Here is a 26,600-nt window from a genome sequence, read left to right as displayed (position 1 = left end):
AAATTATCTAGTGTATGATACAAAGAATACAAGATCAAAAATATGTTCTACATCACCGAGCACCAAGAATTTTTCTTCTCTGTCTTTTTTGGGTGAAGCAAATCTATACCTTTTTTCCAGTTCTGATTCTTTGCTAAAGAAATAGGAGTTTGCTCGTTGTAGATTCGGTTTTTATCCACTCCGCGGTTTAAAAGCTCTTCTAACAACTTTTCCATCTGCATTTCAATCGCAAAATGTAGAACTGTTTTTCCTCCACGCCAAGAGGATTCTAAATCTATTTTACCTGTTTTTACAAGAAATAAAGCCATCTCTTCATGACCGTTATGAATGGCGCTCATGAGAATGTTCCATCCGTGCATCGACTTTAGAGAAAGAGCTCCTACTTCCAACAACATTTTTACACAAGAAAGATGGTTTTTCTGTACAGCTAGGTATAACGGTGTTTCTCCGTTTAAAGCAGGGATATTGAGCAAGCCTTTTTCTACATCTAGAAGAAGGTCTAAAGCTACAAAATTTCCAACTGCTGCTGCGTGATGCAACGCTGTCCATCCTTGAGAATCTTTAATAAAAAGATCTACCCCTTTTTCGATAAGAGTTCGTAGAATAAAAAAAGAGTCTCCTGTTTCATAATGACGAACACCATCAGAAGGATTCCAACCAGCAATGGATGCATAATGGATCGCACTTCTGCCAAATGTATCTAATTGATTCCAATCAACCGTTCCTACATCTGTAAATGCTTGCTTATCAGACTGTGTAATGGCATAAATAGCAGACAAAAACGCTTCGTTTGATGAGTTCTTTAAAGAAGGAGTTAACATCATTGCGCTATAAGGGATCCCATGACTAGATACGGGAAAGGTGTCTTCTACAGGTAGTTTGAATAGGCGTCCAGATTCCTTTTTCAAGGTAAGAAACTCTTCATTCCCTAACGAAGATAATTTTTTGGCATGGGTTTTCAAAATACGAGCTGCTAAAGCGTTTGGTTTGGAATTTGTATCTTCAAGAGTTGGTTCATAGCCTCCAAAAACACTTGCAAATTCTCCATTAGGTTTTTTTTCTCTGATGTCAAGTCTATTATGCTCTAAATCAAAAAACCATCTTTCTGTGTTAATAAGAGCATTCAATGGATCTTGTACCCAAAGAGTTAATTTTTTAAGTGTTTTTTGTTTTTCTTCAAGAGCTTGATACCTGGCTTTATGATCTTGACGAATATTTAAATATTTATCATAAAAAGGGTTTTCGATAAGTTCAATAAAGTCTAAAATCTCTCTTGCGGCAAAATCTTTAGCTAAATCGATACATATAAGAAGATAGGGTTTAGATAGTTTTTGATAAGGTTGTTTTTTGATTCCTAGATCGACAAATGCTTTTTCCACATGTTTTTTCGTAGAAATGTAATCGGTTTTTAACGAAGTTAAAACCGTATTGGCAAACTGATCCAATTCTACTGAAGAGAGCTTCCTATCAGAGCGCTCTTCTACAGAGAAATCTTTCAATAGATTTACAAAGATCGTTTTGACTTGTTCTTTTTGAGAAGCATTTTCTCGTTCTGTTTGGAAAAATTTCATGAGAATATTTCTTTCTTCAGTGTATAAACTTTTCAAAAGACCTGCTGCATTAAATTCAACAAAAGGGCCACGTGCATAAGGAATCGGTGGGAAAATAGGAGGACAAGCTTTTTCTTTTCCTAAAATGGTGCTTTTCTCAAACCGAGAAACTTTATCACCTTCTTGCAAGGTTCTATAGTAACTAGAGAAAAAATTCATTACCTTTGCAGCTTCTAGCCATTTTTTTACTTCTGGCAAAGCAAACCCTATTTCCTTGATTTTCCTACATAGTATCCTACAAGCTCGATCTAAAAGATTGAAATAGGCTTCTTTCTCTTCTCCACTTGATGTCCTTTCCAAAGTGTGAACCAAATCCACATCTCCATTAATTACAAAGAGGTTATCTGTTTTACAAATCTCTTTTTGTTGCCCAATGATTCTACAGGAAAGGGTTATTGGAAATCTCGACATGTAAACAAAATGTTCTAAAGAAATTCCCTCTTCTTTTGCTAAGTTTCGTACAGTATCATCAAAACTTGCAAAGTTACTCTGAATGGGAAAGCTATACTCTCTCAAAAATCTCTCGCTGGTTTTAGGGTCATGGTGCCAATTTTTAATGAACTTTTCTGGAAACAACTGACCTGACCAAAATCCTTTAAGATAATAATCCAGCATAGAAATCACATAGCCAACATAAGTGTTTTGATATTCGGGATGAATAATAGGATAAAGTTGGTAATCTGTATTCATGCTCAAACTGAAAAAGGGAATCGTATCATGAATATAAACCCCTCTTGCAATCTCTTGTGCAATTTGTAAGATCTCCTCTTTGCTCAAGAGATTTTCTCCTTCTGTTGCAGGTAGGAAGAACATATATTCATCATAAACTCCCTTCTCTAATTCCTTCAAAAGATCCAAAATAATCCCCGTATGATGACGCACTCCTCCTACATCTCTAGCAGGAAATCTTAATTCTACAGAATGTGGCTTCCAAGGGTTTTTTATTACTGATTTATTGTAAACCTCTGTTAGACGATCGGCTTGTACTCGTTCTTGAAAGGTGAATTTTTCTCGGTTATAGAGGTTTCTTGATTCTACTTTACCTCCAAGGGAATTTTTTGGATCAGCTACCCATTTTCTCCATGGCTTGTCACGCCCTCCATTTACAATCTTCTCATTTTGAACATATGCCCAAGCTAGATATCCATCTGGCATGATCTTAGAATACAGTTCTACACCATGTTTGTTTATAGATTCTCTATTAGCGGGATCAGAAACAGCAGCACGAATATAGGTTCGATTTTCTGGGGTATCTTCAGTAAAATGACCTCCTTCTTTTTTCCTCCTAAATATATGACTAAGTCTTACTGGATTTTCATCAAATGTAATAGGAGGAACCCATGAAGTCGGTGGTTTTGGATCGAGGGATTTTGCAGCTACTTGTGTTATTTGATCTTCTTTTCCAGCTGCTCTTAAATGGGGAAAAACAATGAGTTTTTTTTGTTCAGGAACATAAGCTAAGTCTATTTTTAGTTCTTGCAGTCTTTTGAGACTTTCTAAAGAAATAGGGCTGTTAGTGCAAGAGCTAATGATTTTATTAAAAGGAATATACGTGATCTTTCCATCGAGGTGAGATACTGTACCAAGGAATGTTCCATTTTTTAGAGCCCATAATCTGGAACAATTCCCCTGATGATCAGAAGTTCCATTAGAAATGGGAATCATGTCTCTAAACAGAGATATGAATTCTTCAGCACGATTTGATAGCTTTTGATCGGAAGAAAAAGAAGGATTTACTTGATGAGATGAATCTCTAATAAAAAAAATAGGAGATGTCATAAAAGTTTTTCTCGTTTAATTAAAAATTAATACATTTATCCACACTTTCTATAGAGAAATTTTAATCAGATTCATTAAAATCATTATCAGACCAATTAAAATTATCCTTATTCATAAAGTCGTATGCGACTTTTGTAACCACTTCCTGCCAGATTGCCCATTCCGTTTTATGATTTTCAGGAGATTTTCTCATAGACTCTAGTAGACTGGCTGCATATGCAATCTTGAAATTGCAACGCTCATTAAAAATTTTGCAAAACTCTATAACGCAAGAGAAAATTTCAGGTAAGGTAAGTTGCAGCGTTTTTTGCTCTTCCTTTGAAATATGCAATACAAGACGTATTGCTTCATTCCATTCAGAATGACAATCATAGGTAGAACAGACTTCTATAAAGAAAAAAGAATAAAGTCCTGAATTTTGCTCTTCTTTTATCACTTTGGGTTCTACCAAAGGCCAAATATCAACAAGAAAAAATATATTGATATGAAAGGCCTGCTCTACCGAAAATGTTTCTGGGATTTGCTGTGAGGGCTTTTCCATAATACTTATCATAGTTGCAATTTTAACAAAAAAGCGTTTGGTCTTAGTCTTAAAAGAATCAAGAGATAAAAATGTGACATATCGAAACACAAAAAGTCAAATTGTTTTTTTACATTAACAGCAGCACGAATATAAGCTCTATTTCTGGAGTATCCTCAGTAATTGGAATATGCAATACGCGGCGTATTGCTTCATTCCATTCAGCATAGCATTCATCGCCAGAGCAAACCTCTATAAAGAAAAGAGAATAAGTTCCTAACTTCTGCTCTTCTTCTATTACTCTTGGTTCTACCAAGGGCCAAAGATTAAGAAAAAAAGCATCCCTATGACATATGTTTGCTCTACCGAAAATGTTTTTGGAAGTTGTTTTGGGGGTGTTTCCATAATACTTCTCATAGTTGCAATTTTAACAAAAAAGCGTTTGGTCTTAGTCTTAAAAGAATCAAGAGATAAAAAGATGACACACCAAAGTGCAAAAAGTCAAATTATTTTTTTACTTTGTTGATACAAAATTAAAATGATCTTTAAAAAAAACCCGATTAGAAAAACAGGACTATTTGATAAGGTGCATTTCAGAAAAGAAAATGAGGAGCTTTTGTAATGAAGAAGTCTTTTCAACCATTTATATGCTGTGTAAGGGGAAGAGATACTCCGAGGGCTTTACATACACTGCCCAAGGCTTATTTTCAGACCCAAGCCATTTTTTCCAAGCGCTCATGGGATAACCCATTGATCGACTTGCATCAAATCTCCAAAGTTCTAAATCTTGAGTCCCTGGATTGATCACAAAACCAAAATAAAACCCCGGCCAATTGGTATCCGCAAAGATTAAGCACCGAGGAGAAAGCCCTATTTCACAAGCAGCATGAGTAATAAAGCAGTGTACATCAAAAGAAAAACCGATAGAGCTTTGAGCAAGTAATAAACAAGCTTTAGCTATTTTTTTCATTTGAATCGCGGAGATAAAAGCCGTTTTTGGTAGAGAAAATTGCTCTATGATTTCTTGTATTTTGGGATTTAAAACAGAAGAGAGAAGTTTTTGTAAATCCTCTTTGCATTTTGTAATTGGAGTTAGGGGCAATTGTTGATAGAGAAAAGCATCTATATCATCAGGGACCATTTCGGGAAATGCATCTAGAGTTTGCTCTCTGAATTCTTTGGGTGTTTGTGGAAAATAGCTTATTTTGCCTGAAGAAATCTGCTGCAAGAGATATTGCTGCATTTGTGGACTTAAAAGCATCCGCTGATAAAACTGGACACCAGGACGGATAAATGCATCACGCACCCAAGTATAAGTAAAACCGTTATCTTGCCATCCTTGTTTAAATAAAGGTTCTGATGGTAGCAGAAGAAAAGCATGTACAGGCGAGCTCATCAATAGTGTTTGCGTGAGATGAACTAGAGGCATCTCTTTTAGCGTATCTAGTAAAAAGATCAATAGCTCAAGTGGGCTCTCTACTACTCTTTGTTCCAATGTAACTTTATCTGTACAGAAATAATTTCGAACCAGGGTTTGCATTGTTCCTCCTGAGATGTAACACCAAGGTTCTTTGCTCTTCATGCGTTTTTGGATACCTAAGGAAAAAGCTCTTTGATGAAGATGCAATACAATTGCAGCTACTATTTCTGTAATGATTTTTTGTTCTTGTGCTTGGACAAAAAGTAAAGACTCTGTAGATAAAAAGAAGTCTTGTAAAAATTGATTAAAATCTTTTTCTGTTTCAATAGCCGTCCAAAGAGAAGCATCTGTTCTTCCATATTTATAAAATAGACGAAAACCAGCAGGAGCATCTTCATCGCTTATATTTGCTAACTGTGGATCGTATACTTCCTGAAAATAGCTAGAAAATTGATCTAGGTAATACTGGACAATCATCGAAAACAAAGAGCTTAAACTATTAGCTTCTCTTATCAGTTGATCTCGGCGATCTATGCAAGATTGTAAATGATGAGAGAGACTTTGATATTCTGCTTGAAAACTTCGTATACGACTTGTCGTATCAGCACGATGTAATACCCCTTGTACCGCTCGTGATTGATCTGCTGTAACCTCAATTTCTCTTTGTAAATTACCTATCTCTTGATGGTAGGCTTCTAACTTCTCTTGAAGACATCGATGTATAACAAAGCCCAAGCCTTCTGGTTCTTCTGGAGAAAATCCAAGTGCCGTATATAGGTGCCAACGGATCAATTGTGGATCAACCTCAGAAAAAGAGGCTAACGTAAATTCCCATGCTTTTAATAAAGCATTCTCCGTCAAACCTGTAAACGCAACCTGCATCTTTTGCATAGGCTGATTTGTAGACTTTTCAAGCACTTTTTGCAAAAGTTCTGTTACGGTTGAGCAAGAAGAAAACAGGGGTAAGCAGATGTTTTGTACCTGTTGAATTTGTTTTTCTAAGGATAGTTTTTGATCGATTAATCCACAGACTTTTAAGGCTTGTAAAATCCCAGGCGATAGCAAAGCTCTTTCATGCAGACTTTGTTTACAATAAATGCTTGTATACGTTGTGCTCAAGATAGCAATATATTCATTGCCGTGATAAGTTCTTTTTAACTGACCTGTGCTTAAAAGTTGATAGAGATCGACTAAAAATAGAGCTAGTTGCTCTTTCTGCACAAGAATGCCCGGAGCTGTAGCAAAACAGGAACCGATGTTCTGACACAGAGGGGTTAGGCTAGCACAAAGAACCCCGCGACGTATATCAGATGTATCTAGTTTACTTACAGAAATCCCTAATGAATCACATAGAAGATTCTCTGCGACTTTATGGCCAACAGGAGATGAAAATCGATAGAGAAGTTTTATGATTTTTTGAGAGGTACATTGCTTCAAAATTGCAATTTGATGCTCTGTTATCACAGAGTCGCTATAGCCATTGGGATAACAAATAAACCCCTTGTTTTCTAAAAAATCAATGGTTCTTTGCAGAATTTTTTGATCTAATTCTCCTTGTTTATCAATCAATAAGTTGGCTAATTGACGAGCGCGAAAAAGCGAACGAAAAGAAAAACTCATCTGTAAAAAAGAGTGATCGATTAAATGAGAAAATATCTTTTCTTCCTCAAGATCAAATAGAGATTTTTCAGAATGAGACAGTAGAAAATCATAAGTTTGTTGTAAAATCTCTTTATTATCTAAAGCAAATACAATTTGGCTTGGCAAAAGAGATTTCCTTTTAAGTTCTTTTTAAAATTTTAAATTTCTCTTGTTGTGATCTAGAATCAATGTGTATTACTTATGTTAGTCTATATCGATTGTATTTATCTAGGTTGAAAACTCTGTAAACACGCATATGCTGAGAATAGCTTATAAAAATATACAAAAGCAGCTTCTTTAGTAAAAAAATTTAAACCTACAGAGGTAGCTTGTTCAGAAATTTTTCTCGCTAAACCATCATTTTCTCGAAGCCAGTTAATTTTAGTTAAGATATCATTATAATCTTTCTCGTAGGGAACATAATGTTCATAGGGGGTTAGTAATTCATAAAACCAATCAAGCCAACCTGAATCAGACTTCAAAACAACGGAATTTGATAAAAGCTGCCATTCTAAACTAGTTGGCCAAGTATGTCCATCTACAGCTATCAAATACTTATACGCAATTTGATTAGAAATAGAAACAAATTCTTTAAGACCTTTAAAATGCAACATATAATCTCTAATAGCTGTCTCTGTAGGAGGTAAGTTGCCTGCAAACGCTGCATCGACATCTTCAGGATGGTAATAAGAGGTGACAATAAGAGATGAGCGTGAAAATAGATCCCAGGAACCATAATAGGGCCTTCCTGTTGGACTTCCTCTCCAAAATGCTTTAGAAATCTTACTTTCCCAAGGATAAATAGAATTAGCATGAAAGATTGTAGAGCATAAAGAAGTGGAGTCTAGAGCCGTAATTGTACTAGGAAATAGAATAACTTTGTTGTTTTTCTTTTTTTTGGATATGCAAAAAATAGGCGCTTGGCAAAGCTCCAAAAAAATAGGCCTTTCTATTGAATCTTCGAGACATAGCAGAAATTCCACATCCGGAAGATCAAGATACTGCGTCATTTCTTTTATAAAGTTAATAAACCTTACCCTTCTTACACGATAAAAATTACTACCTACGTCAATAGTAGGACTAGAAAAGGTAATGTTATTATTGACTATTTTATAGCGAATCAAGTATGCAGACTTCTTTTCAGGAGAAGCAAGGATATCTTGCCAAGTAGATTCTAACATATGTAAAGAAATACCTTTTTCCTCAAATGCGGCTAAATCTCTTTTAATTTGTTTATCCATCCATGTATATTTAGGATCATTGAGTTTTTCATGCAAATCCTTAAACTCATTTGCTTGTACAGACATGCTAAAAAGAAAAAAACTGATAAGAATGACTAAAGTTGAGATATTTCTGAATCTATAGTAGCAGTAGAAACTGCTGTGGTGTGCGTATTTTAGCTTACTCATAACTTTAAATGATTTTCCCAAAATTATACTATTGAAATCTAGTCATTAGATTTAATCAAGTTGTTTGTGGGTATTTTATTATACAAAGCAAGGTTTAGTCCAAGTAACTCCCATCCCAGAATAACATTAGAGCTCTTTCAAAACTAGAAAATAAAAAAAACCTTGTATAAAATAATGTCCTTAAAAGTACATAAGGGCATAATGAAATTTGAAAAAGCAAAAGATTTAGACAACGAGAAATTCCGACGATTAACTGGAGTAAAACGTAGCACATTTGATCAAATGAGATTGATTTTGGAGATAAGTCACAAAGAGAAAAAAGTCCGAGGAGGTCGTGTCAATAAATTAAAAATAGAAGACATGATTTCATTTCGAAATAAATCTTATCACGGATGGAGGGTATAGAGGACTTAAAAAGCTTCATGCCAAAAGCCAAATGCCTAAAAGAAGAAGTAGGAAAAACTCTTTAACAAAACAAGACAAAAAAAATAATCAATTCCTTTCCAAAGAACGCGTAATTAATGAAAATGCTATTAGTCTGCTTAAGCGATTTAAAATTTTAGCTGATCGTTATAGAAATAGGCGGAAAAGGTTTGGTCTTCGGTTTAATCTCATTGCCGGCGTTTATAATCTGGAGCTACGTTAATGGGTTTCGAAAGAGGTCTATTCACAAACTCTTTTTATTTTCTCTATCAAAAAGACCTCTTACGAACACTTTCACACCTCCATAAGAAGAAGACATTATATATATTCAAGTGGTTAATGGGAGATCCAAACCTTAAGGCTTCTGAGAAAAACTATTCTGATGCTCTGCTAGCATAGAATTTCTATATCCTTAGGGTAATAAATAAACCCCTTGTTTTCTAAAAAACCCATATGAGACAGTAGAAAATCATAGGTTTGTTGTAAAATCTCTTTATTATCTAAAGCAAATACGATCTGACTTGGCAAAAGAGATTTCCTCTCAAGTTTTTTTTCAACTTTCTATTTTCTCTTGTTGTGATCTAGAATCAATTCAAAAAATCCAAAAATCTAAGGTTTATTACTTATGTTAGTCTATATCGATAAAAAAGAATATGAGATGCCACCGGGCAGCAGCGCAAAAGATGTAGCAGAAAAATTGCACAAAGTAGCTCCAGAGCAATCTCTAGCTGTTAAAATCAATGGAGCTATCTGTGATCTCTCTAGTCTTTTACATGAGGGGGATCAATTAAGTTTGATCGACTTTACTAGCAAAGAAGGAAAAGAAATTTTTTGGCACACCTCTGCACATGTTCTAGCTCAAGCGATTTTGCGATTATTTCCAGAGGCAAAACCTACAATTGGACCTCCTATTGAACAAGGATTTTATTACGATTTTGCAAATGTAAACATATCTGATGCCGATTTCGAAAACATAGAAAAAGAGATTCATAAAATCATCAGTGAAAATCATAAACCTATAAAACATGTGTTAACCGATAAGAGACAAGCTCTTCAAATTTTTAAAGAAAACCCTTACAAATGTGAACTCATAGAAAGTTTTTCAGAAGAAGGAGTAATTACCGCTTATGAGCAGGCGGAATTTTTTGATCTTTGTAGAGGACCTCATTTACCCAATTTAGGCAAAATTAAAGTTTTTAAAATTTTAAAAACAGCAGGTGCTTATTGGCGTGGAGATTCTAAACGAGAAATGTTGACTCGAATTTATGCAATCTCCTTTCCTGATCGAAAAATGCTCAAAGAATATATAACTCTTCTAGAAGAGGCTAAAAAACGAGATCACAAAATCTTAGGTCCCAAGCTTGATTTATTTTCTATTAGAGAAGAAGCTCCTGGTATGCCTTTTATTCATCCCAAAGGAATGATCGTTTGGAATCAATTAATCCATCTTTGGAGAATCATGCATACAAAAGCTGGCTACGAAGAAATTAAAACCCCTCAAATTATGAGTCAAGAACTTTGGGAAACCTCTGGTCACTGGGAACATTATCGTGAAAACATGTACGCTTTTTCCATTGAAGAGCGTCATTTTGCAATTAAACCTATGAATTGTCCTGGCTGTATGCTCTATTATAAATCTAAATCTCACAGCTATAGAGAACTTCCTTTACGTATTTCAGAACTAGGTCACGTACACAGACATGAAGCATCAGGAGCATTAAGTGGATTATTTCGCGTACGTAGCTTTCATCAAGATGATGCGCATCTTTTCATGAAAAAATCCGATATCAAACAAGAAATTTTGAGTGTGATTGCACTGATTGAAGAAACCTATAGCAAATTCGGCCTATCTTATCGTTTAGAACTTTCCACTAGACCAGAGAATAGCATTGGCTCTGATGAAGACTGGGAAATTGCAACAAATGGGTTAAAAGACGCTCTCGATGCTTGGGGGAAACCTTACTTAGTCAATGAGGCAGATGGTGCTTTTTATGGGCCTAAAATTGATATTCACATTAAAGATGCGCTATCTCGTAGCTGGCAATGTGGAACCATCCAGCTCGATATGGCTTTACCTGAAAAGTTCGAATTGGAATATATGGATAAAGATGGTCAATTGAAACGCCCGATTATGATCCATCGTGCCTTGTTTGGATCAGTTGAGCGTTTTATAGGAATTTTGATCGAACATTTTGTAGGCAAATTCCCTCTATGGATAAGCCCTTCCCAAGTAAGAATTATCCCTATAGCAGATAGGCATGAACCTTATGCCAATGAAGTGTGTTCTATCATCAAACAGGCAGGATTTCAAAGCGATGTTGATGCTTCTCATGAATCAGTGAATAAAAAAGTGAGAAATGCACAACTTGCGCAATACAATTATATTCTGATTTTAGGTGACAAAGAACTAGAGAATCAATCGATTAATTTGCGCACTCGCGATAACGTTGTGCATGGAGAGCTTGCGTTGAATGTTTTTTTGCATAAGATTGAGCAAGAGAGGAGTGATTACTCTTTAACATCTTATTTTGCAGAGGAAATAAATGCCTAGAATTGCAGTTAGTAGTTTTAAAGGGGGGACAGCTAAAACATCTACCTCCTTGCATTTGGGAGCAGCTCTTGCTAAATTTCATCAACAGAAAGTGCTCTTGATCGATTTTGATGCGCAAGCGAATTTAACAGCAGGACTAGGATATGATCCTGATGCTCACGATAGCATTGCTTCTGTTCTGCAAGGAACAAAAAACATCCATGAAGTCATTCTACCTAGTGGAATTGCCAATCTTGACCTAATCCCTGCAGATACCTATCTAGAAAGGGTTGAAGTAAGGGGAGCTCTGGCAGCTGATCGCTATTCCCATGAGCGCCTTAAACAAATCTTACATCTTTTGCAATACGATGCCATTATTATAGATACCCCTCCTTCTTTATGTTGGCTCACAGAATCGGCTTTAATTGCAGCGGATTACTCTCTTGTCTGTGCATCACCTGAATTTTATAGCATTAAAGGTCTGCAGCGTTTATCTGCATTTATGCAAAGTATTGCAGATCGTCATTCACTACAGGTTTTAGGTGTAGCACTTTCTTTTTGGAATCCTCGTGGAAAAAGCAATCAAGCTTTCTTAGAAATCATAGAGAGCACCTTTCCTGGAAAAATGTTGCAGACAAAAGTGCGTCGCGATATCAGTGTTTCAGAAGCTTCCATCTTTGGTAAACCTCTTTTTGAAATATCTCCTAAAAGCAGAGCTTCTGAAGATTATATTTCGCTTACTAAAGAGCTATTAACCCGTATGTAAAACAGCTGGACATCCATGGCTAAAATAAATTCTCTTCTCTCGCAGCGTTTAAAAACAGCTTCTGAGAAACTCTCAAAAATGACCAATTTAGTAGAATTATCTTCTAGCGGAAATCTCTCTAGCTTTGCAGGAGTATTTCGCATAACGACTCTTAACGAAACAGAAAAACAAGCGTTAAAAAACATTCTCGATCAATACAAAAATAAAAACCAAGAAGTCGTTCAAGATCTAGAATACCTATCCTCTCTTACAGCGGAAGTAAAAGCGATCAATAGCCAAGCCATTATTTTACATGGAGAGAGAATACAAAAAGCACAACAGATTTTAACCAGTTACCAAGAAGGAGCTTTTAGCGCTTGGCTCATTTGCACCTATGGAAATAGACAAACCCCTTATAATTTTCTGCAGTATTACGAGCTACACAATGCTATTCCTACTGCCCTGCAAGATCAATTAAACCTTATCCCACGTCAAGCAGCTTATAGTTTAGCCAGTCGTCAAGGGCCTCTTGTGCAAAAACAACACATTATAAAGACCTATCAAGGACAGTCTAAACAAGAATTGCTAGAGCTCATCCGCATCACCTTCCCTCTACCAATTAAGGACAAAAGAGCACAAGACCTAGCAAACATTGCTATCTTAAGTTTAAAAAAAATCCTAGCTATAACGAAAAGCTCTACTTTTTGCCCTACGAATAAACAAAAACAGCAACTCTTTAGTTTGCTCAAAGAACTTAAAACCTCGGTTAAATCCTCTTCATGACTGATCATTATACTTCTCTATTAGCTTCTCGCTACGCCAGTGCAGAAATGTCTGCTATTTTTTCGCCTTATTCCAGATATACTACCTGGAGACAGTTATGGATTGCTCTTGCCAAAGCGCAAAAACAATTAGGGCTTACCATTTCACAAGAACAGATAGAAGAGATGCAAGAAGCCTATCATTCGATCGATTTTGCAAAAGCAGCTGCTTATGAAAAAAAATTCGGTCACGATGTCATGGCGCATATTCATACCTTTACAGACCAATGTCCTAAAGCTGGCCCTATTATCCACTTAGGAGCTACTTCTTGCTTTGTTACCGATAACGCCGATCTGATTCTCATGAAAAAAGCCTTACAATTATTAGAAAAAAAATTGATTCAAGTTATTCGTCAGTTGTGTATTTTTGCTGAAAAGCACGCAGATCTTGTTTGTTTAAGCTATACGCATTTTCAGCCCGCTCAACCCACAACCGTGGGGAAAAGAGCTTGTCTTTGGCTACAAGACTTGAGTTTTGATTTAGAGCAATGCAGCTCTGTAATTACAGAACTTCGTTTTTTAGGAACTAAAGGAGCTACAGGAACACAAGCTTCTTTTTTAAATCTACTGGGAAGCAGAGAAAAAGTAAAAGCCTTGGATCAATTGATTGCAAAAGAGCTAGGCTTTTCTCATCTGCTTCTTATCTCTTCTCAAACATATCCTCGTAAGCAAGATATTTCGATCATCACTTCTTTAAGTCAAATAGCTGCTTCTGCTCACAAGTTTGCAACCGATTTGCGCTTGTTAGCACACCTTAAGGAAATCGAAGAGCCTTTTTCTCCAACCCAAGTAGGCTCATCTGCAATGCCCTATAAACAAAACCCCATGCGTAGCGAACGTATTTGTGGACTTTCTCGTTTTTTATTTTCTTTAAACGAAAACCCTCTTTATACAGCAGCTACACAATGGTTAGAACGTAGTTTAGATGACTCTGCAAATAGACGTTTATGCATCCCAGAGGCTTTTTTATGTGCTGATGCTATCTTAGATCTTTTATGCTTTATTACCTCTGATTTGGTTGTCTATCCCAAAATCATCGAAAAGCATCTAGCAGAAGAAATGCCTTTCTTAGCAACAGAGCATATTTTAATGCAGTTAGCAAAAAAGGGGAAAGATCGCCAAAAAATGCATCAGAGATTAAGAGAACATAGTCTTTTAGCTAGCCGAGAAATCAAAGAAGAGGGGAAAGACTGCAATCTTTTACATAAAATTGCTAGTGACCCAGAAATAGGTATTTCTTTAGATAAGCTACAAAAAATGACTGCAGCAAAACATTTAGTAGGCTGCGCCAAAGAACAAACACAGGAATTCTTAACCGAATTAAAGCTCATTTTGGCTAAATATCAAAACCTATCCGCTTACTCCGCTAAGATCGAGATCTGAGCTTAAACACAATGCCTGCATTTCTTTTCTAATTCTCTCTTTTACTGCTATACTCGGTTGCATTAGAGGAAGGCGTAAATGAGGGAGGCAATAGCCCATTTGAGATAGTGCATATTTTACGCATTGCGGATTGCTTTCAAGGAATAAACTCGCGCACAAAGAGTGATACTTCTCATACAGTTTGCCAGCTTCCTCAAAACTTTGATTAGATAATAGATAAAGCAATTGCTGCCATTTTTTAGGAATGAGGTTTGCTATTACAGAGATGCATCCTTTAAATTTTAGTGCCATCAAAGGAACTACCAAATGATCATCACCGCAAAAAAGAGGCTTCTTTATTTCTTGGGACAGCCTGACCGCATACTCAATATCCGCTGTACTCTCTTTAATTCCACATACATAAGGATCTTTTGCAATCTCTGCTAAGGTCTCTATAGGAAGCTTAATGCCTGTTCTTCCTGGGTGATGGTAAATAAAAATGGGAATTTTCACAGAACATACTTCTTTATAATGAGCAATACAGCCTTGAATGCTGGGCTTGATATAGTAAGGTAAAACCACAAGACAAGCATCAACACCAATATCTTTAGCTGCTTGAGTAAGTTCCACTGTAGTAGACGTATTGCTCGTTCCTGTTCCTGCAATGATAGGAATACGCCCATTTGCAATCTGAACCCCTTGCTTGAAAATGTGTAACTTCTCTTGTAAAGATAAGTTTGTACCTTCTCCTGTAGAACCACATAGAACAATTCCTTGAGAGCCTTGTTCCATATGCCACTTAATTAAAGCGCTTAGAGCTAAATGATCAACAGCTCCTTCTTGCGTAAATGGGGTAACTAAAGCAACAATAGATCCTGCTAACATTTTGCCCCTCTTTTCATTTGCAGCCATAATAAGCTCCCACACAAAAATACCATCGCAGCACCTATATAAATCGGCATAGTAAAAATACCCACTGCTAAGATACTTCCAAAGATCCCAGTTATAATTTCTGCTAGGGTTTGTACAGAGGTTAATACCCCCAAAGCCTGTCCTTGTATATGACTTTCTGCTGTATTAGAAATCAACAAAGAACCGTGAGTAATGACAACTCCCAAACATAAGCCCACTAAAGGAATGGTAAGAAACAAAGCATATACATTTGTTGGTAAAACAACAGCTACAAAACTTAAAGCTAAAAAAAAGGAAAATAGACAAAGCACTTGAATAGGTTTCAAACGACGAGAAAGCCAAGGAATCAAAAAAAGAACCCCTAGCATTAAAGAAAAAGAAGTATAAACCATTTCATAAGACAAAATAGCTGGAGAAAAATGAAACTGTCTTTCTAAAAATACAGGCAAAAAGCGAAAAAAGGAAAAATATCCTATAGCTAGCAACAAATTACATAAATAAAACAGCCTAATTTTAGGCGCTTTGAGTTTTCCAGACAAAGAAGGGAAAATAACGATTTTCTCTACTTTACGTAGTTGCAGCGTTTCTCTTGCATACCAAGCAATCACTAAAATTCCCGTTAAAGTCATTAGTGCCGCTATCCAAAAAGGAGTGGCAAAAGTAAACCAAGGAACAAGGTTTGAATCCGCTAATACCCCTCCCATTAAAGGACCAATGATAAACCCTAGAGAAATGCAAATATTCAACCACCCAAAATACACAGGCTTTCGATGTTTGTGTTCATCCAATCCTGTCACATCAGCAATCACCGATTGAGCTATTGTCACGTTTCCCTCACAAAAACCACACACAATCAATCCAATAATCATCCCAGTAATCGAATAATGATATAGAGAAAAAGCGATGATTAAATATCCAACCGTAGTCCCCATCAAAGAAAAGAGAACGACTTTTTTTCTTCCATGCCGATCAGAAAGAGATCCTAGCACAGGAGACCCAAAAAACTGCCCTAAAGGAAAAGCCGCCATAACAGTTCCCAATAAAACCATCCTTAGTTGGTAAGAAAGATGTGGAGCAATTGAGGTGTGCGAATCTAAAAACATCTTAGGCAAAATCGGAAGAGGCAAAGAAAAACCAATATAGGCAAATAAGACTACCAATGCATAAGGGAAAAGTATTTTTTTAATTTGTTTCGGCATTAAAGATATCCTTTAAAAATAAGAATAGAAAAACAAGATTTAATCATAAAGTCGAGATCTATATTATTTCCCACGTTTAGGTAAAACAAAAACTTTTTGAGGATCCTTGAAACTTGTTGATATTTCTACAAGCAATCCTTCTTGGCACATCTCTTTAAGGCGGGTTGTAGTTGTACGGCGCGTAACTTTCCAAATCTCTTGAGCCATCTTAGCATTGATTTTATTATGCTTTTTTAAGTAATAAAAAATGGGTTCTTGCCAAAAAGCGGAAGGAATGTTCTTTATTGACTTTGGATAAAGTGTCACACGAAAAACAGGAGCTGTTCTAACATCATAAGATGATCTCCATGAATTAACCTGGAAATTAACATGGAAAAACATAATTGTCAAAATTTTCTATGTTAAATTCCATGAGAAAACAAGTTTTATTTCAACTCATCTCCCCACTCAGTTTTTTTAGCAATAGAATAGAGCTCTTTATCCTTTCGACTGATCGTTTTTTCTACAAGACCTGCTTCTGTACATAGCTTCAGTTTTACAAACCCCGAGCCTTTAAAAGGATGGCGAATCACACGAGAGGAGCTAGTAGAAACAGGTATGCGAGAAAAGATCAGATAGGAGAACTTTTCATCCTCATAGTTTAAAGATCCTTCCTTTAGCTGACGATGAAGAAAAGATCTAGGCAATCTCACGGAAAAATGACACCAATCACTTTTATTTATAGGGCAACCCTCTCTATGCGGACAAGGAGCTAGTAACAAAGCTCCTAAATTTAGCAATTTCTCTCTTGCTTTTCGGATAAAATGAAATCCTTTAGGAGTACCAGGTTCGAGCAAAATGAAAATCTGCTCTGTTTTATCCCATAGAGATTCTACTATTTGCAATTGGTCTTCTTCGCTAATTTCACACAAAGAATAAGAAGCTATCACTAGATCTTTAGCAGAAGAAGGGATCCTTTTTGTGACATCTTGTAACATCCAGATAACTTCTACATCTGTTGGATGAGACAATAGCTTTCCTAACTCAATAAAACCAGGATCTCTTTCTAAAAGAGTTGCTTGTTGTAGAGAAAAAAAAGATTCGGCTGCTAAAAGCACACTTGCCGGGCCTGCCCCACAGTCTAAAAGAGAGCGAACTAAAGAAAGATCAAAATGTTTTTGTAGCTCTTTGAACACATAAGAGATCGCGGCATAGGTAGCTGGAAGACGAGAACACAAATAAGCTATTCTGAGAGCCTCTGAAGAAAGAGTTTCTGTTTGATCTTTTTTCTGACGATAGGTGGAAGTTAAGCTCTGTGTTTGTTTTACCCAGCTTTTTAGAGAAGTTCCTTGAATTAAAGATTGAATTTTAGATTCTAGCGAAGATAACATTTTAAGATAATTGCCAATGAATAGGTTCTTTATCCCATTTTTTTAAAGCTTCGTTGATTTGAGAAAAATGACGACAACCAAAAAACCCTTGAGCTGAATAAGGAGAAGGGTGCGCAGCTGTCAATACAACATGAGAAGTTGTTTTTTCTTCTAAAACAGCTCCTATCTTTTCCTGGGCGGATTTTCCCCAAAGAACAAATACCAAAGGATCTTTCCTTTCTACTAATTTAGCAACTACCGCATCGGTAAAGATCTCCCATCCACGCCCATAATGCGATTTTGGCTCATTTGCGCGTACAGTAAGCGTTGCATTGAGCAATAATACCCCTTGCTTAGCCCACGAAGATAAACAACCTTCTTTAGGTAAATTGATATTTACATCTTGGCTTTGCTCTTTAAATATATTTTTTAAAGAAGGGGGTTGGGGTATTCCACAAGGAACACTAAAACTCAAGCCATGTGCCTGTCCTGGTCCGTGATAGGGATCTTGTCCCATAATTATAACTTTTACTTTATCAAATGGGGTATGTAAAAAGGCATTGAATATCAACTCTTCAGGAGGGTAGATGACTTTATTCTCAGCTTTTTCTTGCGCCAAAAATCTTTTAAGATTTGCAATATAAGGCTTAGTAAGTTCTTCCTTTAATACTTCATGCCAACTAGCTGCTAATTTCATACCCACAAAATCACACAATAGAGAAAAAGAATAAATTTTACTCAAAAAAAGAAAAGAAAGCAAAAAAAATAGTCTTAAGGTAGAGGAATTGTATAGGAAGGCTTGCAATGTGTTTCTTTAACCTTTAGAAGGGTAAAAAGTGAAATCAGCAAGTAAATAGGAAGAGTGATAAAAACAATTTGATAAGAATTTACCGAAAAAACCCTTGCGCCTTCCACTAATTTTCCATCCCATTGCAAATCGAGAAACTTACCGGTTAATGGATCAGAAAGAGCCCCAAGAAGCGCATCAAAAGCGTTCATAAATCCGATAGCTGTTGCAGAAAAAATCGGTAAATTCACTTCTCGAATCATGGTAAAGCAAAGCAAGAAACTACTGATGGAAAACCCAAAAACAAATAATAAAAAACTAAGTAGATATATAGAAAGATCAGAAACATAAATCACTGTAGATATTGCAATAAGCGCTAACGCAGTTCCCCATAGCATAACAATGCGCCTACGGCCAAGCCAATCTGAAAACCATCCAAAAACAGGGGCACCAATAGCAAAGCCAATAAAAATAATAGATACCATTTGCGCCGAACTATGATGCGTTAACTCAAATGCTTCCATGATAAAAGAAACACCCCATAATCCTCCAAATACCATTACAGGAGCAAAAGCAAAGCCGCTATAGATAGAGAGCCACCAAGATTGAGGGTTTTGAAAAATCTGTTTGATGCTATCAAAAAGAGAAAGTCTAGAAGGAACGATATGTTTTTCTCTTTTATGATCAGGCGCTTTATCCCGCACCACAATCCAAAAAATAACAGCTAAAACAAGTCCTGCTATTCCAATCAACTCCATAGCATAACGCCAACCTATATTTTGAATAAAAACGGCTAAAGGGGCTTGTCCACCTACAGCTCCTAACATCGCTATTGTCATCATGAGACCTGCCATAAAAGCAAACTGCCTAAAAGGAAACCAGTTTGCAGTCAGTTTTAAGCAGTTAACAACAGCAAAAGCTGCTCCAATACCGGTTAAAAAACGCCCTATTCCTGCTAGAATTAAGGAATCTGCTCTAGCAAAAATAAGACTTCCTATCGCACATAAAAAAATGGCAATTGTTGTGGTTTTTCTAGGTCCGAATTTGTCTAAAAGCAAACCTGCTGGAATCTGTAGGAGCAAGTAAGCATAGAAATAACTAGCCGCTAAATTTCCCAATTCTACACCACTAATGTGAAAAGCCTTCATTAAAGTCCCCGTCATCACGCTAGGAGATACTTCAATAGCATATTTATAAAACATAAAAACTGCGCTAAGAAGCCAAATGCTCCAAGCACGAATAGGATACGTTAACTTTTCACAGATCATTTTTTCATCTCATTACTTTTAGCAATTAAAAATAGCATTTTTCTATCTGAATGGTCCAGTGTTTTTGATTGACAAAAGGACGATCTAAGACTTAGGATCTATGGCTTTAGTTCAAGAACACGTGGTATTAAAATGAAAGATCTAGCAGAAAACAACCTTGTTCGCTTTAAAAATATTTCTAAAAAAAAAGAAGCTATTTATGCAAATTTTAAGGTAACAGGTGTAAGGTCGGGAGTGAATTTTTCTGCCTCTATCTCTGTAGACATATCTGCAGCAGAAGTGCATGCTGGTGATGTTTTAGAAAAAATCATTGAAGAATGCGCTCGAATTGGCGTCAAAGAATTTAAGCGGGCAGAATTTCAATTTGAAGGACTTACCTCAATTTAAATCTTTATCTGGGTGTAGCGCAGCTTGGCTAGCGCACTAGCATGGGGTGCTAGGGGTCGGAGGTTCAAATCCTCTCACCCAGACATTTTTACTGTATTTTTCTAGATAATCTTAAGAAGGTATAGATCCATCTTTTTCAATAATAGTTTTTTTGTTTTTTAGAATAAGCTTCTAAAAGGCGATAGAAATAGAGATAAACAGATTCTAGTCTAAGAACCTTTTCAGCTAGATTATAAGCGCGATCTACCATTTCCTTGCATTCTTCATCATGATCTTTAGCCCATTTGATTTGAGTAAAGATATCGGATAAATCTTTGGCAACGGGAATATAATGAACATAAGGCTTTAACTGTGAATAAAACCAAAGGATATTATCTGTAGTTTGCTTAAATAAAACCGAACCAGAATAAAGAAACAATGCGGTTCGAGGTGTATTAGCAGTATGCCCATCGACATCTATCAAATAACGATAGATAGAGAATTCCCTTAAGGGAACACGTTCTCCTAACATTCCTTCCTTGATCATAAGATCTCGAATAGAAGAATCTTTATCCTGCCATTCAACTAAGTGAGTAAACCTCGCATCAATTAAATCGGGATATTTCAAAGAAAGCGCAACTAATGCAGGTCTACTACAACTTCTCCAATTGACTCGATCAAAAACACCGTTATCAGCTCCTCTAAAGAATACAACTTGACGTTTAGATTTCCAGTGGTTGCGCATTCTCTCTCTTCCAGAAAGAATTTGAAATTTATCAGAACCATACTCATTTAAAGCATACATATCTGGCATGAGAATGATTCTATCATCAAATTGGTCTTTAGCTCTACAAAACAGAGCATATTTACCACCTGGAAAAGACTCACCAACAAGACGTTTATAATAATAGTAAGGCACATCAAAATGTGTGAATATAAAATCGACATCAGGTAAAGGGGATATCTTATGCATCTCTTTAAGAGGAATAAGAAATTTTTCTGCATACCAATCTCTAATATTTCTATCACTACCCTCGATAAACATTTGACCTTGAACAACTCTTATCCTAACCAGACCCATGCCATAAGCATATTCTTCAAAGAATCTGTCAAGATTTTGACGGCTTAATTCTTCTTCAAAAGGCTGCAAATTACGCTCAATTTGCTCGCTCATCCAATGAGGAGTAGGCTCGTGTAATTTTTTTAAGAAGAGGCGTGAATCAATTGCTATTAACTGCACGTGTAACAAAAAAACAAATAATAAAAATAGATAGCGCATTTGTAAAATTTTTAGAAAAAAAACAGAGATCATTTTTTTTATCTCTTGTGCTTTACTTATTTTATGATAAAGATCTCAACCTTGAGTTAAAGCTTTCTGAATAAAAAACACTCTTTTGTTGAAAAATTTTCATCTTTTATACAGTGTAAACTTAAAAATTTCCACGCTTTATGTGTCTCTGGATAATCAGTGTCATCAAACCAAATATACCCTCCTTTTTTCACCTTTGGCAGATATATTTGAACATCTTTTAATGCAATATTTTCTGAATGATTTCCATCAATGTGTAAAATATCAATCGATTCATCGTCAAAATTATGCACTCCGTCTAATGACGGCATGCGCATAACTGTGCAATATGAATCTAACGCAAAGTTTTTTAGCATTTGCATAAAACCTAAATACACGCTCTCTTGGTTAATACGACCCCAAAATTGATGTTTAGGAGAATCAGGTTTATAGCCTTCTAAGCAATTGAAAACATTCCAAGGGTCAATAGCTATTACCTTACCATGATTTAAAAATTTTAAGGCAGATACTGTAGGATATATAGAGGATCCTCCAAAAACCCCTATTTCAACACATAACTCAGGTCGTACTCTATAAATTAAATCCATCATACGCTTAGCTTTTGTTTTAGAGCACCAGCCTAAAATTTCTTCTTGATGAGAAAGAACTTGATTTTGATAACTTATCCACTCTATATTTTCACTTGCAATAATACGTTGAGGACAGATAGAAACAAGTAACATAATAGCTGCATACAATATTTTCTTCATGCTTACATCCTTTTTTCATATTTAATGAGTCATTAAAGCTATTGCTGATGACTTTCACTATATAAATATCTTAGCATCATATCTGTGTTTACCCGGATTGAAAACCCTGTAAAACACGCATATGTCAAGAGTAACTTATAAAATTATATAGCAACAAGCTATTTTATAAAAAAATCTAAAGTTATAGCAGCATCCTATTCAGAATTTTTTTTGCTAAACTAGCATTTTTTCGAAGACAGTATATCCTGTTCATATTACAAACAAGCGGTTAAGCTCTTGCAAAGCAAATAGGTCTGAGAAATAAAAAAATTTGATATAAATCTTTTTTAGTGTTAAACTTGTTACTTGCCTTATGCAAACAATTAACTCTCAAAAAAGAAGATATAGCAATGTTAGCCCTTATACTTACCTCTCTTTTTTTTTTGCTCTTTTTCTTACGGAGCATTACAAAACCATTTGAAATGTGCAGAGGGGAAAGGCAATGATCACAAAATAAGAAATATTGATTTCATTTACATGATCAATCTAGATAAAAGGCCTGAAAAATATGCCTTATCTAAACAGTACTTAAAAAAATATGAAATTAATCCCTTTCGCTTTTCTGCCATCGATGGACAGGAATTGCCCATAGAGGTAATTAATGATGTCGGGGTTAAATATCTCCCTGATATGACACCTCTTTTATCTGCGACATTTGTTGAAGAAAAAGGGGTAAAAATACGAAATCAGGAGTTTATGAAAGAGTATGGAAAAACCTATTTTTGTCCCAGCATGAATCTAGGAGCCATAGGTTGTGCTCTTAGTCATGTTTCGGTCCTTCAAGACGCTTATGATTCTAATTATGAAACTATTTGGGTAATGGAAGATGATATAGAAGTTCTGGGTGATCCTCATAGGCTCTCAGACCTTATTGATGAGATCGATAATTTAGTAGGAGCCGATCATTGGGATGTGCTATTTACAGATCAGCGAATGCCGCATTGTGGCTTACCCAAAAGACCCGATTTAGATTATAACTACCCAAAGAATCTTAACGATAAATGTACAACAGCAACAAAAATAAACAATCATTTTCATAAAATGAAGCCTTGCTTTGGATGTGTTTCTATGATCATTCGCCGTTCTGGAATTATTAAATTACTCGACTTTGTAAAAACTCACAATTTCTATTTACATTATGATGGAGATATTTATCTTCCCCTAGGAATTCAGTATTATGGTCTCAATTTCGATCTTGTAACAACAGACATAGCTAACTCCTTGTCAGATATTAATCTCGAGAAATTTACTAAGCAGCCTTAAACCTTTCTCCGTGAATGTTTGGTGGAAAAATACTTTGTTTTCTATTTCCTGAGGAAGGGAAGAGCAGGTTTGATCAAAACATTGTTTAGCAAAGGGATTTCAATACAGTGAACCTTTTTGCTAAACAAAGCTTTGATCGAAGAGCTTATTGACAAACAATGGATATGGATAAGACGTGTTCAAACAAACTTAATGAAGCCATCTGCGATTTCTCTAGTCTTTTGCGTGAGGGAATCAATTAAGTTTGATTGACTTTGATAGCAAATAAGGGAAAGATTTTTTTTGGCACATGTCTTTTCTCCTATTTATGAATCTTTAAATTTTGATTAAAAAACACTTACTACATTAAGCATCTTAGCTTCAACTGTATTTAATTGGGTTGAAAATTCTGTAAACACGCATATGCCGAGAATAGTTTATAAAAATACACAAAAGCAGCTTCTTTAGTAAAAAAATTCAAAGCTACCTCTGTAGCTTGTTCAGAAATTTTTCTTGCTAAACCATCATTTTCTCGAAGCCAGTTAATTTTAGTTAAGATATCATTATAATCTTTCTCGTAGGGAACATAATGTTCATAGGGGGTTAGTAATTCATAAAACCAATCAAGCCAATCTGAATCAGACTTCAAAACAACGGAATTTGATAAAAGTTGCCATTCTAAACTGGTTGGCCAAGTTTGTCCGTCTACAGCTATCAAATACTTATATGCAATTTGATCAGAAATAGAAACAAATTCTCTAGGTGGTTTAAAATTCAATATATAATCTCTAATGTCTACTGCTGTAGTAAATAAAAAGTTTCCTACAAATGCTGCATCGACATCTTCAGGATGATAATAAGAGGTGACAATGAGAGAGGGACGTGGAAATAGATCCCAGGAACCATGGTAGGGCCCTCCTGCTGCAATTCCTCGCCAAAATGCTTTAGAAATCTTGCTTTCCCAAGGATGAATAGAATTAGCATGCAATATTGTAGAGCATAAAGAAGCGGGATCTAGAGCCATGATTGTACTGGGATATAGAATAACTTTGTTGTTTTTCTTTTTTTTTGATATGCAAAAAATAGGCGCTTGGCAAAGCTCCAAAAAAATAGGCCTTTCTATTGAATCTTCGAGACATAGCAGAAATTCCACATCCGGAAGATCAAGATACTGCGTCATTTCTTTTATAAAGTTAATAAATGTTGTCCTTATTTTTTTTGTAAAGTCAATAAAATTACCCTTCATCACACGACAAAAATAGCTATCTAAGTTAGCAGTAGGACTTGAAAAGGTAATATTGTTATTGACTATTTTATAGCGAACCAAGCAGGCAGAGTCTTTTTCAGGAGAAGCAAGGATCCCTTGCCAAGTAGATTCTAACATATGTAAAGAAATACCTTTTTCCTCAAATGCGGCTAAATCTCTTTTAATTTGTTTATCCATCCATGTATATTTAGGATCATTGAGTTTTTCATGCAAATCCTTAAACTCATTTGCTTGTACAGACATGCTAAAAAGAAAAAAACTGATAAGAATGACTAAAGTTGAGATATTTCTGAATCTATAGTAGCAGTAGAAACTGCTGTGGTGTGTGTATGCTAGCTTATTCATAATTTTATATTGATTTTCTGAAAATACGCCATTAAAGCTTAGCTATTAGATTTAATCAAGTTATTTGTGTGTATTTTACCATTTTTTGTAAAACCTAAGACCCGGCATGATTTTTTGAAAGAAGCTGTGGATTACACTTGATATTAGGTTAATTAAAAAATGTTACCCTTTTTTAGAATGCATAAAGTCTCAACGTGGTTACTTCCTGGAAAAAACAGATATCCAAAAGCTTTTTCTATTTGCCAACCATTTTTTATCAATCTGTCACAATCACGTATAAATGAGCTTGTAGAACAACTTAAGTAAATAAGCTGCTCAGCTTGGGATTGATCAATTGCATCCAGCACAAAGGCTTCTAAGCCCTTTCTTGGTGGGTCAACCACAATCACTTCAGATGCTTTAAGCAGTTTTAAACTTTTCTCCATGGATGTTGAGTGGAAAAATACTTTGTTTTTTATCTCCTGAGGAAGAGAAGAACAGGTTTGATCAAAACATTGTTTGGCAAAGGGATTTATTTCAATACAGTAAACCTCTTTGCTAAACAAAGCGAGGTTTAGCCCAATAACTCCCATTCCAGAATAACATTCACAAACTCTTTTTGATCGAAGAGCTTCTTGACAAATGATGGACAAAGCGTGCTCAAATAAGCTTAAATGCGCTTGAACAAAACAAGCGGGATGAATAGAACAAATTATATCTCTAATTTTTTCTTGAATGTATATCTCACCTGCACACAATAACCAACTATCACCAAAAATACGGTTGGTTCTTTCTGTATTAAAATTCAACCAGATCGAATGAAATCCTCCTAAAGAATAAAGATGATGAATCCATGCATCAAGTTTGCTTGTAGATTCAGAAACATTTACAACAACAGACAGTTGAACTAACTGGCTTTTTTTCTCTACTAAGAACTGTAGGTAACGTATAAGACCTTTTTCTTCATTATAGGGCGTAATTTGAAAATCAATCATGGTTTGAATAACTTTTTGGTAACTTTTGAGAATTGCTTTGTGATGCAAGGGACAATTAGGGATGGAAACCACATTGTGGGTTCCTCGTTGAAACAAACCAATGCGAGGAGACTTTGTGTCTCCTCTTACTGCAAGCTTGGCGCGAAAGCGCCAGCCCTGTGGTTCTTGATAGAGGAGAGGAATTTTTATATTAGGAGCTTTCTCGGCAAAAAAATCTTGTAAAGAAGAAAAAACAGGAGGAGCAAGCTCTTGCCCTTGAAAGTCGCAACCTGAACAAACAGGAAAATAATCGCAACGAAGCGGTGTTGAAAACGTGTTCATAACTATGTCCATAACTTTGTCAATAAGTTGTTGGTTGTTCAAAACCTCTATTTTATCATCAACCTATCTTCAATTCATGAACAATTTATTTTCTCTATCAAAAAAGACCACTTATGAACACTTTCACACACCCATAAGAAGAAGACATATATATATATTAAGTAATTAATGGAAACTTAAGCCTCAAGGCTTGCGTGAAAAACATCTGGCTAA

The 26,600-nt window shown here is 35.7% G+C and carries 23 protein-coding genes, 1 tRNA gene and 1 pseudogene; 9 read left to right on the top strand and 16 right to left on the bottom strand.

The genetic code is table 11. The features are described from left to right. Window positions 1–47 precede the first annotated feature (47 nt). From RHAB15C_RS00120 to RHAB15C_RS00100, 5 genes are all read right to left on the bottom strand, one after another. Window positions 48–3,389 (bottom strand): ankyrin repeat domain-containing protein, encoded by a 3,342-nt coding sequence (locus RHAB15C_RS00120; RefSeq protein ID WP_194845859.1) that lies wholly within the window; start codon window positions 3,387–3,389, stop codon window positions 48–50. A gap of 61 nt (window positions 3,390–3,450) precedes the next feature. Further along, the gene (locus tag RHAB15C_RS00115; protein WP_194845858.1) at window positions 3,451–3,930 is read right to left on the bottom strand and encodes a hypothetical protein; all 480 of its coding nucleotides are present in this window, start codon (window positions 3,928–3,930) and stop codon (window positions 3,451–3,453) included. Window positions 3,931–4,039: 109 nt separating this feature from the next. Beyond that, complete coding sequence (locus RHAB15C_RS00110; protein ID WP_194845857.1) at window positions 4,040–4,225, bottom strand: hypothetical protein; 186 nt, start codon at window positions 4,223–4,225, stop codon at window positions 4,040–4,042. A gap of 327 nt (window positions 4,226–4,552) precedes the next feature. After that, window positions 4,553–7,096, bottom strand: coding sequence for a hypothetical protein (locus RHAB15C_RS00105; RefSeq protein WP_194845856.1), 2,544 nt, complete (start codon window positions 7,094–7,096; stop codon window positions 4,553–4,555). Window positions 7,097–7,194: 98 nt separating this feature from the next. Beyond that, entirely contained in the window at window positions 7,195–8,277 is a 1,083-nt protein-coding gene (locus tag RHAB15C_RS00100) for a glycosyl transferase family 90 (RefSeq protein WP_194845855.1), read from the bottom strand. Window positions 8,278–8,580: 303 nt separating this feature from the next. Between RHAB15C_RS00100 and RHAB15C_RS07495 the strand changes: the two genes are divergently transcribed. Beyond that, a complete protein-coding gene (locus RHAB15C_RS07495; RefSeq protein WP_434062078.1) occupies window positions 8,581–8,784 on the top strand; it encodes a hypothetical protein in 204 nt (67 codons plus the stop codon). Beyond that, window positions 8,753–9,025: pseudogene (locus tag RHAB15C_RS07490) on the top strand (transposase family protein); the annotation flags it as partial. The gene RHAB15C_RS07495 and the pseudogene RHAB15C_RS07490, both read left to right, overlap by 32 nt. Before the next feature lie 167 nt (window positions 9,026–9,192). Here the strand turns inward: RHAB15C_RS07490 and RHAB15C_RS00090 are convergent. Continuing rightward, window positions 9,193–9,330: a hypothetical protein gene (locus RHAB15C_RS00090; protein ID WP_194845854.1), complete on the bottom strand. Its 138-nt coding sequence runs from the start codon at window positions 9,328–9,330 to the stop codon at window positions 9,193–9,195. A gap of 97 nt (window positions 9,331–9,427) precedes the next feature. Between RHAB15C_RS00090 and thrS the strand changes: the two genes are divergently transcribed. Genes thrS through purB form a run of 4 tightly spaced genes read left to right on the top strand, consistent with a single transcriptional unit; the run spans window position 9,428 to window position 14,281 of the window. Continuing rightward, window positions 9,428–11,353: a threonine--tRNA ligase gene (gene thrS / locus RHAB15C_RS00085; protein ID WP_194845853.1), complete on the top strand. Its 1,926-nt coding sequence runs from the start codon at window positions 9,428–9,430 to the stop codon at window positions 11,351–11,353. After that, window positions 11,346–12,098, top strand: a complete 753-nt coding sequence (locus RHAB15C_RS00080) for a ParA family protein (protein WP_194845852.1) — start codon at window positions 11,346–11,348, stop codon at window positions 12,096–12,098. Before thrS ends, RHAB15C_RS00080 begins: the two co-directional genes overlap by 8 nt. 15 nt (window positions 12,099–12,113) lie before the next feature. Next, complete coding sequence (locus tag RHAB15C_RS00075) at window positions 12,114–12,860, top strand: CT583 family protein (protein WP_194845851.1); 747 nt, start codon at window positions 12,114–12,116, stop codon at window positions 12,858–12,860. After that, window positions 12,857–14,281 (top strand): adenylosuccinate lyase, encoded by a 1,425-nt coding sequence (gene purB / locus RHAB15C_RS00070; RefSeq protein WP_194845850.1) that lies wholly within the window; start codon window positions 12,857–12,859, stop codon window positions 14,279–14,281. Before RHAB15C_RS00075 ends, purB begins: the two co-directional genes overlap by 4 nt. On the opposite strand, the gene dapA is transcribed toward purB, so the two are convergent. From dapA to RHAB15C_RS00040, 6 genes are all read right to left on the bottom strand, one after another. Then, entirely contained in the window at window positions 14,249–15,145 is an 897-nt protein-coding gene (gene dapA, locus RHAB15C_RS00065; protein ID WP_220716047.1) for a 4-hydroxy-tetrahydrodipicolinate synthase, read from the bottom strand. The two genes, purB and dapA, sit on opposite strands and share 33 nt — an antisense overlap. Beyond that, window positions 15,139–16,371 carry an MFS transporter gene (locus tag RHAB15C_RS00060; protein ID WP_194845848.1) on the bottom strand — a complete coding sequence of 411 codons (1,233 nt, stop codon included), beginning with the start codon at window positions 16,369–16,371 and terminating at the stop codon, window positions 15,139–15,141. Before RHAB15C_RS00060 ends, dapA begins: the two co-directional genes overlap by 7 nt. A gap of 63 nt (window positions 16,372–16,434) precedes the next feature. Next, complete coding sequence (locus RHAB15C_RS00055; protein ID WP_220716046.1) at window positions 16,435–16,752, bottom strand: hypothetical protein; 318 nt, start codon at window positions 16,750–16,752, stop codon at window positions 16,435–16,437. Window positions 16,753–16,796: 44 nt separating this feature from the next. Beyond that, entirely contained in the window at window positions 16,797–17,741 is a 945-nt protein-coding gene (locus RHAB15C_RS00050) for a small ribosomal subunit Rsm22 family protein (protein ID WP_194845846.1), read from the bottom strand. Window position 17,742: 1 nt separating this feature from the next. Continuing rightward, the gene (ung, locus tag RHAB15C_RS00045; RefSeq protein WP_194845845.1) at window positions 17,743–18,417 is read right to left on the bottom strand and encodes a uracil-DNA glycosylase; all 675 of its coding nucleotides are present in this window, start codon (window positions 18,415–18,417) and stop codon (window positions 17,743–17,745) included. Window positions 18,418–18,491: 74 nt separating this feature from the next. Beyond that, complete coding sequence (locus tag RHAB15C_RS00040) at window positions 18,492–19,775, bottom strand: MFS transporter (protein WP_194845844.1); 1,284 nt, start codon at window positions 19,773–19,775, stop codon at window positions 18,492–18,494. Between the two features lie 132 nt (window positions 19,776–19,907). Between RHAB15C_RS00040 and RHAB15C_RS00035 the strand changes: the two genes are divergently transcribed. Continuing rightward, window positions 19,908–20,162 carry a hypothetical protein gene (locus tag RHAB15C_RS00035; protein ID WP_194845843.1) on the top strand — a complete coding sequence of 85 codons (255 nt, stop codon included), beginning with the start codon at window positions 19,908–19,910 and terminating at the stop codon, window positions 20,160–20,162. 8 nt (window positions 20,163–20,170) lie between these two features. Continuing rightward, window positions 20,171–20,245: transfer RNA gene (locus RHAB15C_RS00030), tRNA-Pro, on the top strand. Window positions 20,246–20,298: 53 nt separating this feature from the next. Here the strand turns inward: RHAB15C_RS00030 and RHAB15C_RS00025 are convergent. Together RHAB15C_RS00025 and RHAB15C_RS00020 are read right to left on the bottom strand one after the other, a co-directional pair. Next, window positions 20,299–21,453, bottom strand: coding sequence for a glycosyl transferase family 90 (locus tag RHAB15C_RS00025; RefSeq protein ID WP_194845842.1), 1,155 nt, complete (start codon window positions 21,451–21,453; stop codon window positions 20,299–20,301). 53 nt (window positions 21,454–21,506) lie between these two features. Continuing rightward, window positions 21,507–22,199, bottom strand: coding sequence for a class I SAM-dependent methyltransferase (locus tag RHAB15C_RS00020; RefSeq protein WP_194845841.1), 693 nt, complete (start codon window positions 22,197–22,199; stop codon window positions 21,507–21,509). A gap of 456 nt (window positions 22,200–22,655) precedes the next feature. Here RHAB15C_RS00020 and RHAB15C_RS00015 point away from each other — a divergent pair, with 456 nt between their 5' ends. Then, a complete protein-coding gene (locus RHAB15C_RS00015; protein ID WP_194845840.1) occupies window positions 22,656–23,501 on the top strand; it encodes a glycosyltransferase family 25 protein in 846 nt (281 codons plus the stop codon). A 370-nt stretch (window positions 23,502–23,871) separates the two neighbouring features. On the opposite strand, the gene RHAB15C_RS00010 is transcribed toward RHAB15C_RS00015, so the two are convergent. Next, complete coding sequence (locus RHAB15C_RS00010; protein ID WP_194845839.1) at window positions 23,872–24,990, bottom strand: glycosyl transferase family 90; 1,119 nt, start codon at window positions 24,988–24,990, stop codon at window positions 23,872–23,874. A 254-nt stretch (window positions 24,991–25,244) separates the two neighbouring features. After that, a complete protein-coding gene (locus RHAB15C_RS00005) occupies window positions 25,245–26,387 on the bottom strand; it encodes a class I SAM-dependent RNA methyltransferase (protein WP_194845838.1) in 1,143 nt (380 codons plus the stop codon). Window positions 26,388–26,600 lie beyond the last annotated feature (213 nt).

The organism is Candidatus Rhabdochlamydia porcellionis (genome assembly GCF_015356815.2).
Taxonomy (GTDB): Bacteria; Chlamydiota; Chlamydiia; order Chlamydiales; family Rhabdochlamydiaceae; genus Rhabdochlamydia; species Rhabdochlamydia porcellionis.
This window is presented reverse-complemented; position numbering and strand designations above follow the sequence as displayed.

What these genes read in the sequence shown, in the direction of transcription:
- RHAB15C_RS00120 (WP_194845859.1), bottom strand. Translation starts at nt 3,389, where the DNA reads ATGACATCTCCTATTTTTTTTATTAGAGATTCATCTCATCAAGTAAAT.
- RHAB15C_RS00115 (WP_194845858.1), bottom strand. Translation starts at nt 3,930, where the DNA reads ATGGAAAAGCCCTCACAGCAAATCCCAGAAACATTTTCGGTAGAGCAG.
- RHAB15C_RS00100 (WP_194845855.1), bottom strand. Translation starts at nt 8,277, where the DNA reads ATGTCTGTACAAGCAAATGAGTTTAAGGATTTGCATGAAAAACTCAAT.
- RHAB15C_RS07495 (WP_434062078.1), top strand. Translation starts at nt 8,581, where the DNA reads ATGAAATTTGAAAAAGCAAAAGATTTAGACAACGAGAAATTCCGACGA.
- thrS (WP_194845853.1), top strand. Translation starts at nt 9,428, where the DNA reads ATGTTAGTCTATATCGATAAAAAAGAATATGAGATGCCACCGGGCAGC.
- RHAB15C_RS00080 (WP_194845852.1), top strand. Translation starts at nt 11,346, where the DNA reads ATGCCTAGAATTGCAGTTAGTAGTTTTAAAGGGGGGACAGCTAAAACA.
- RHAB15C_RS00075 (WP_194845851.1), top strand. Translation starts at nt 12,114, where the DNA reads ATGGCTAAAATAAATTCTCTTCTCTCGCAGCGTTTAAAAACAGCTTCT.
- purB (WP_194845850.1), top strand. Translation starts at nt 12,857, where the DNA reads ATGACTGATCATTATACTTCTCTATTAGCTTCTCGCTACGCCAGTGCA.
- dapA (WP_220716047.1), bottom strand. Translation starts at nt 15,145, where the DNA reads ATGTTAGCAGGATCTATTGTTGCTTTAGTTACCCCATTTACGCAAGAA.
- RHAB15C_RS00060 (WP_194845848.1), bottom strand. Translation starts at nt 16,371, where the DNA reads ATGCCGAAACAAATTAAAAAAATACTTTTCCCTTATGCATTGGTAGTC.
- RHAB15C_RS00055 (WP_220716046.1), bottom strand. Translation starts at nt 16,752, where the DNA reads ATGTTTTTCCATGTTAATTTCCAGGTTAATTCATGGAGATCATCTTAT.
- RHAB15C_RS00050 (WP_194845846.1), bottom strand. Translation starts at nt 17,741, where the DNA reads ATGTTATCTTCGCTAGAATCTAAAATTCAATCTTTAATTCAAGGAACT.
- ung (WP_194845845.1), bottom strand. Translation starts at nt 18,417, where the DNA reads ATGAAATTAGCAGCTAGTTGGCATGAAGTATTAAAGGAAGAACTTACT.
- RHAB15C_RS00040 (WP_194845844.1), bottom strand. Translation starts at nt 19,775, where the DNA reads ATGATCTGTGAAAAGTTAACGTATCCTATTCGTGCTTGGAGCATTTGG.
- RHAB15C_RS00035 (WP_194845843.1), top strand. Translation starts at nt 19,908, where the DNA reads ATGAAAGATCTAGCAGAAAACAACCTTGTTCGCTTTAAAAATATTTCT.
- RHAB15C_RS00025 (WP_194845842.1), bottom strand. Translation starts at nt 21,453, where the DNA reads ATGATCTCTGTTTTTTTTCTAAAAATTTTACAAATGCGCTATCTATTT.
- RHAB15C_RS00020 (WP_194845841.1), bottom strand. Translation starts at nt 22,199, where the DNA reads ATGAAGAAAATATTGTATGCAGCTATTATGTTACTTGTTTCTATCTGT.
- RHAB15C_RS00010 (WP_194845839.1), bottom strand. Translation starts at nt 24,990, where the DNA reads ATGTCTGTACAAGCAAATGAGTTTAAGGATTTGCATGAAAAACTCAAT.
- RHAB15C_RS00005 (WP_194845838.1), bottom strand. Translation starts at nt 26,387, where the DNA reads ATGAACACGTTTTCAACACCGCTTCGTTGCGATTATTTTCCTGTTTGT.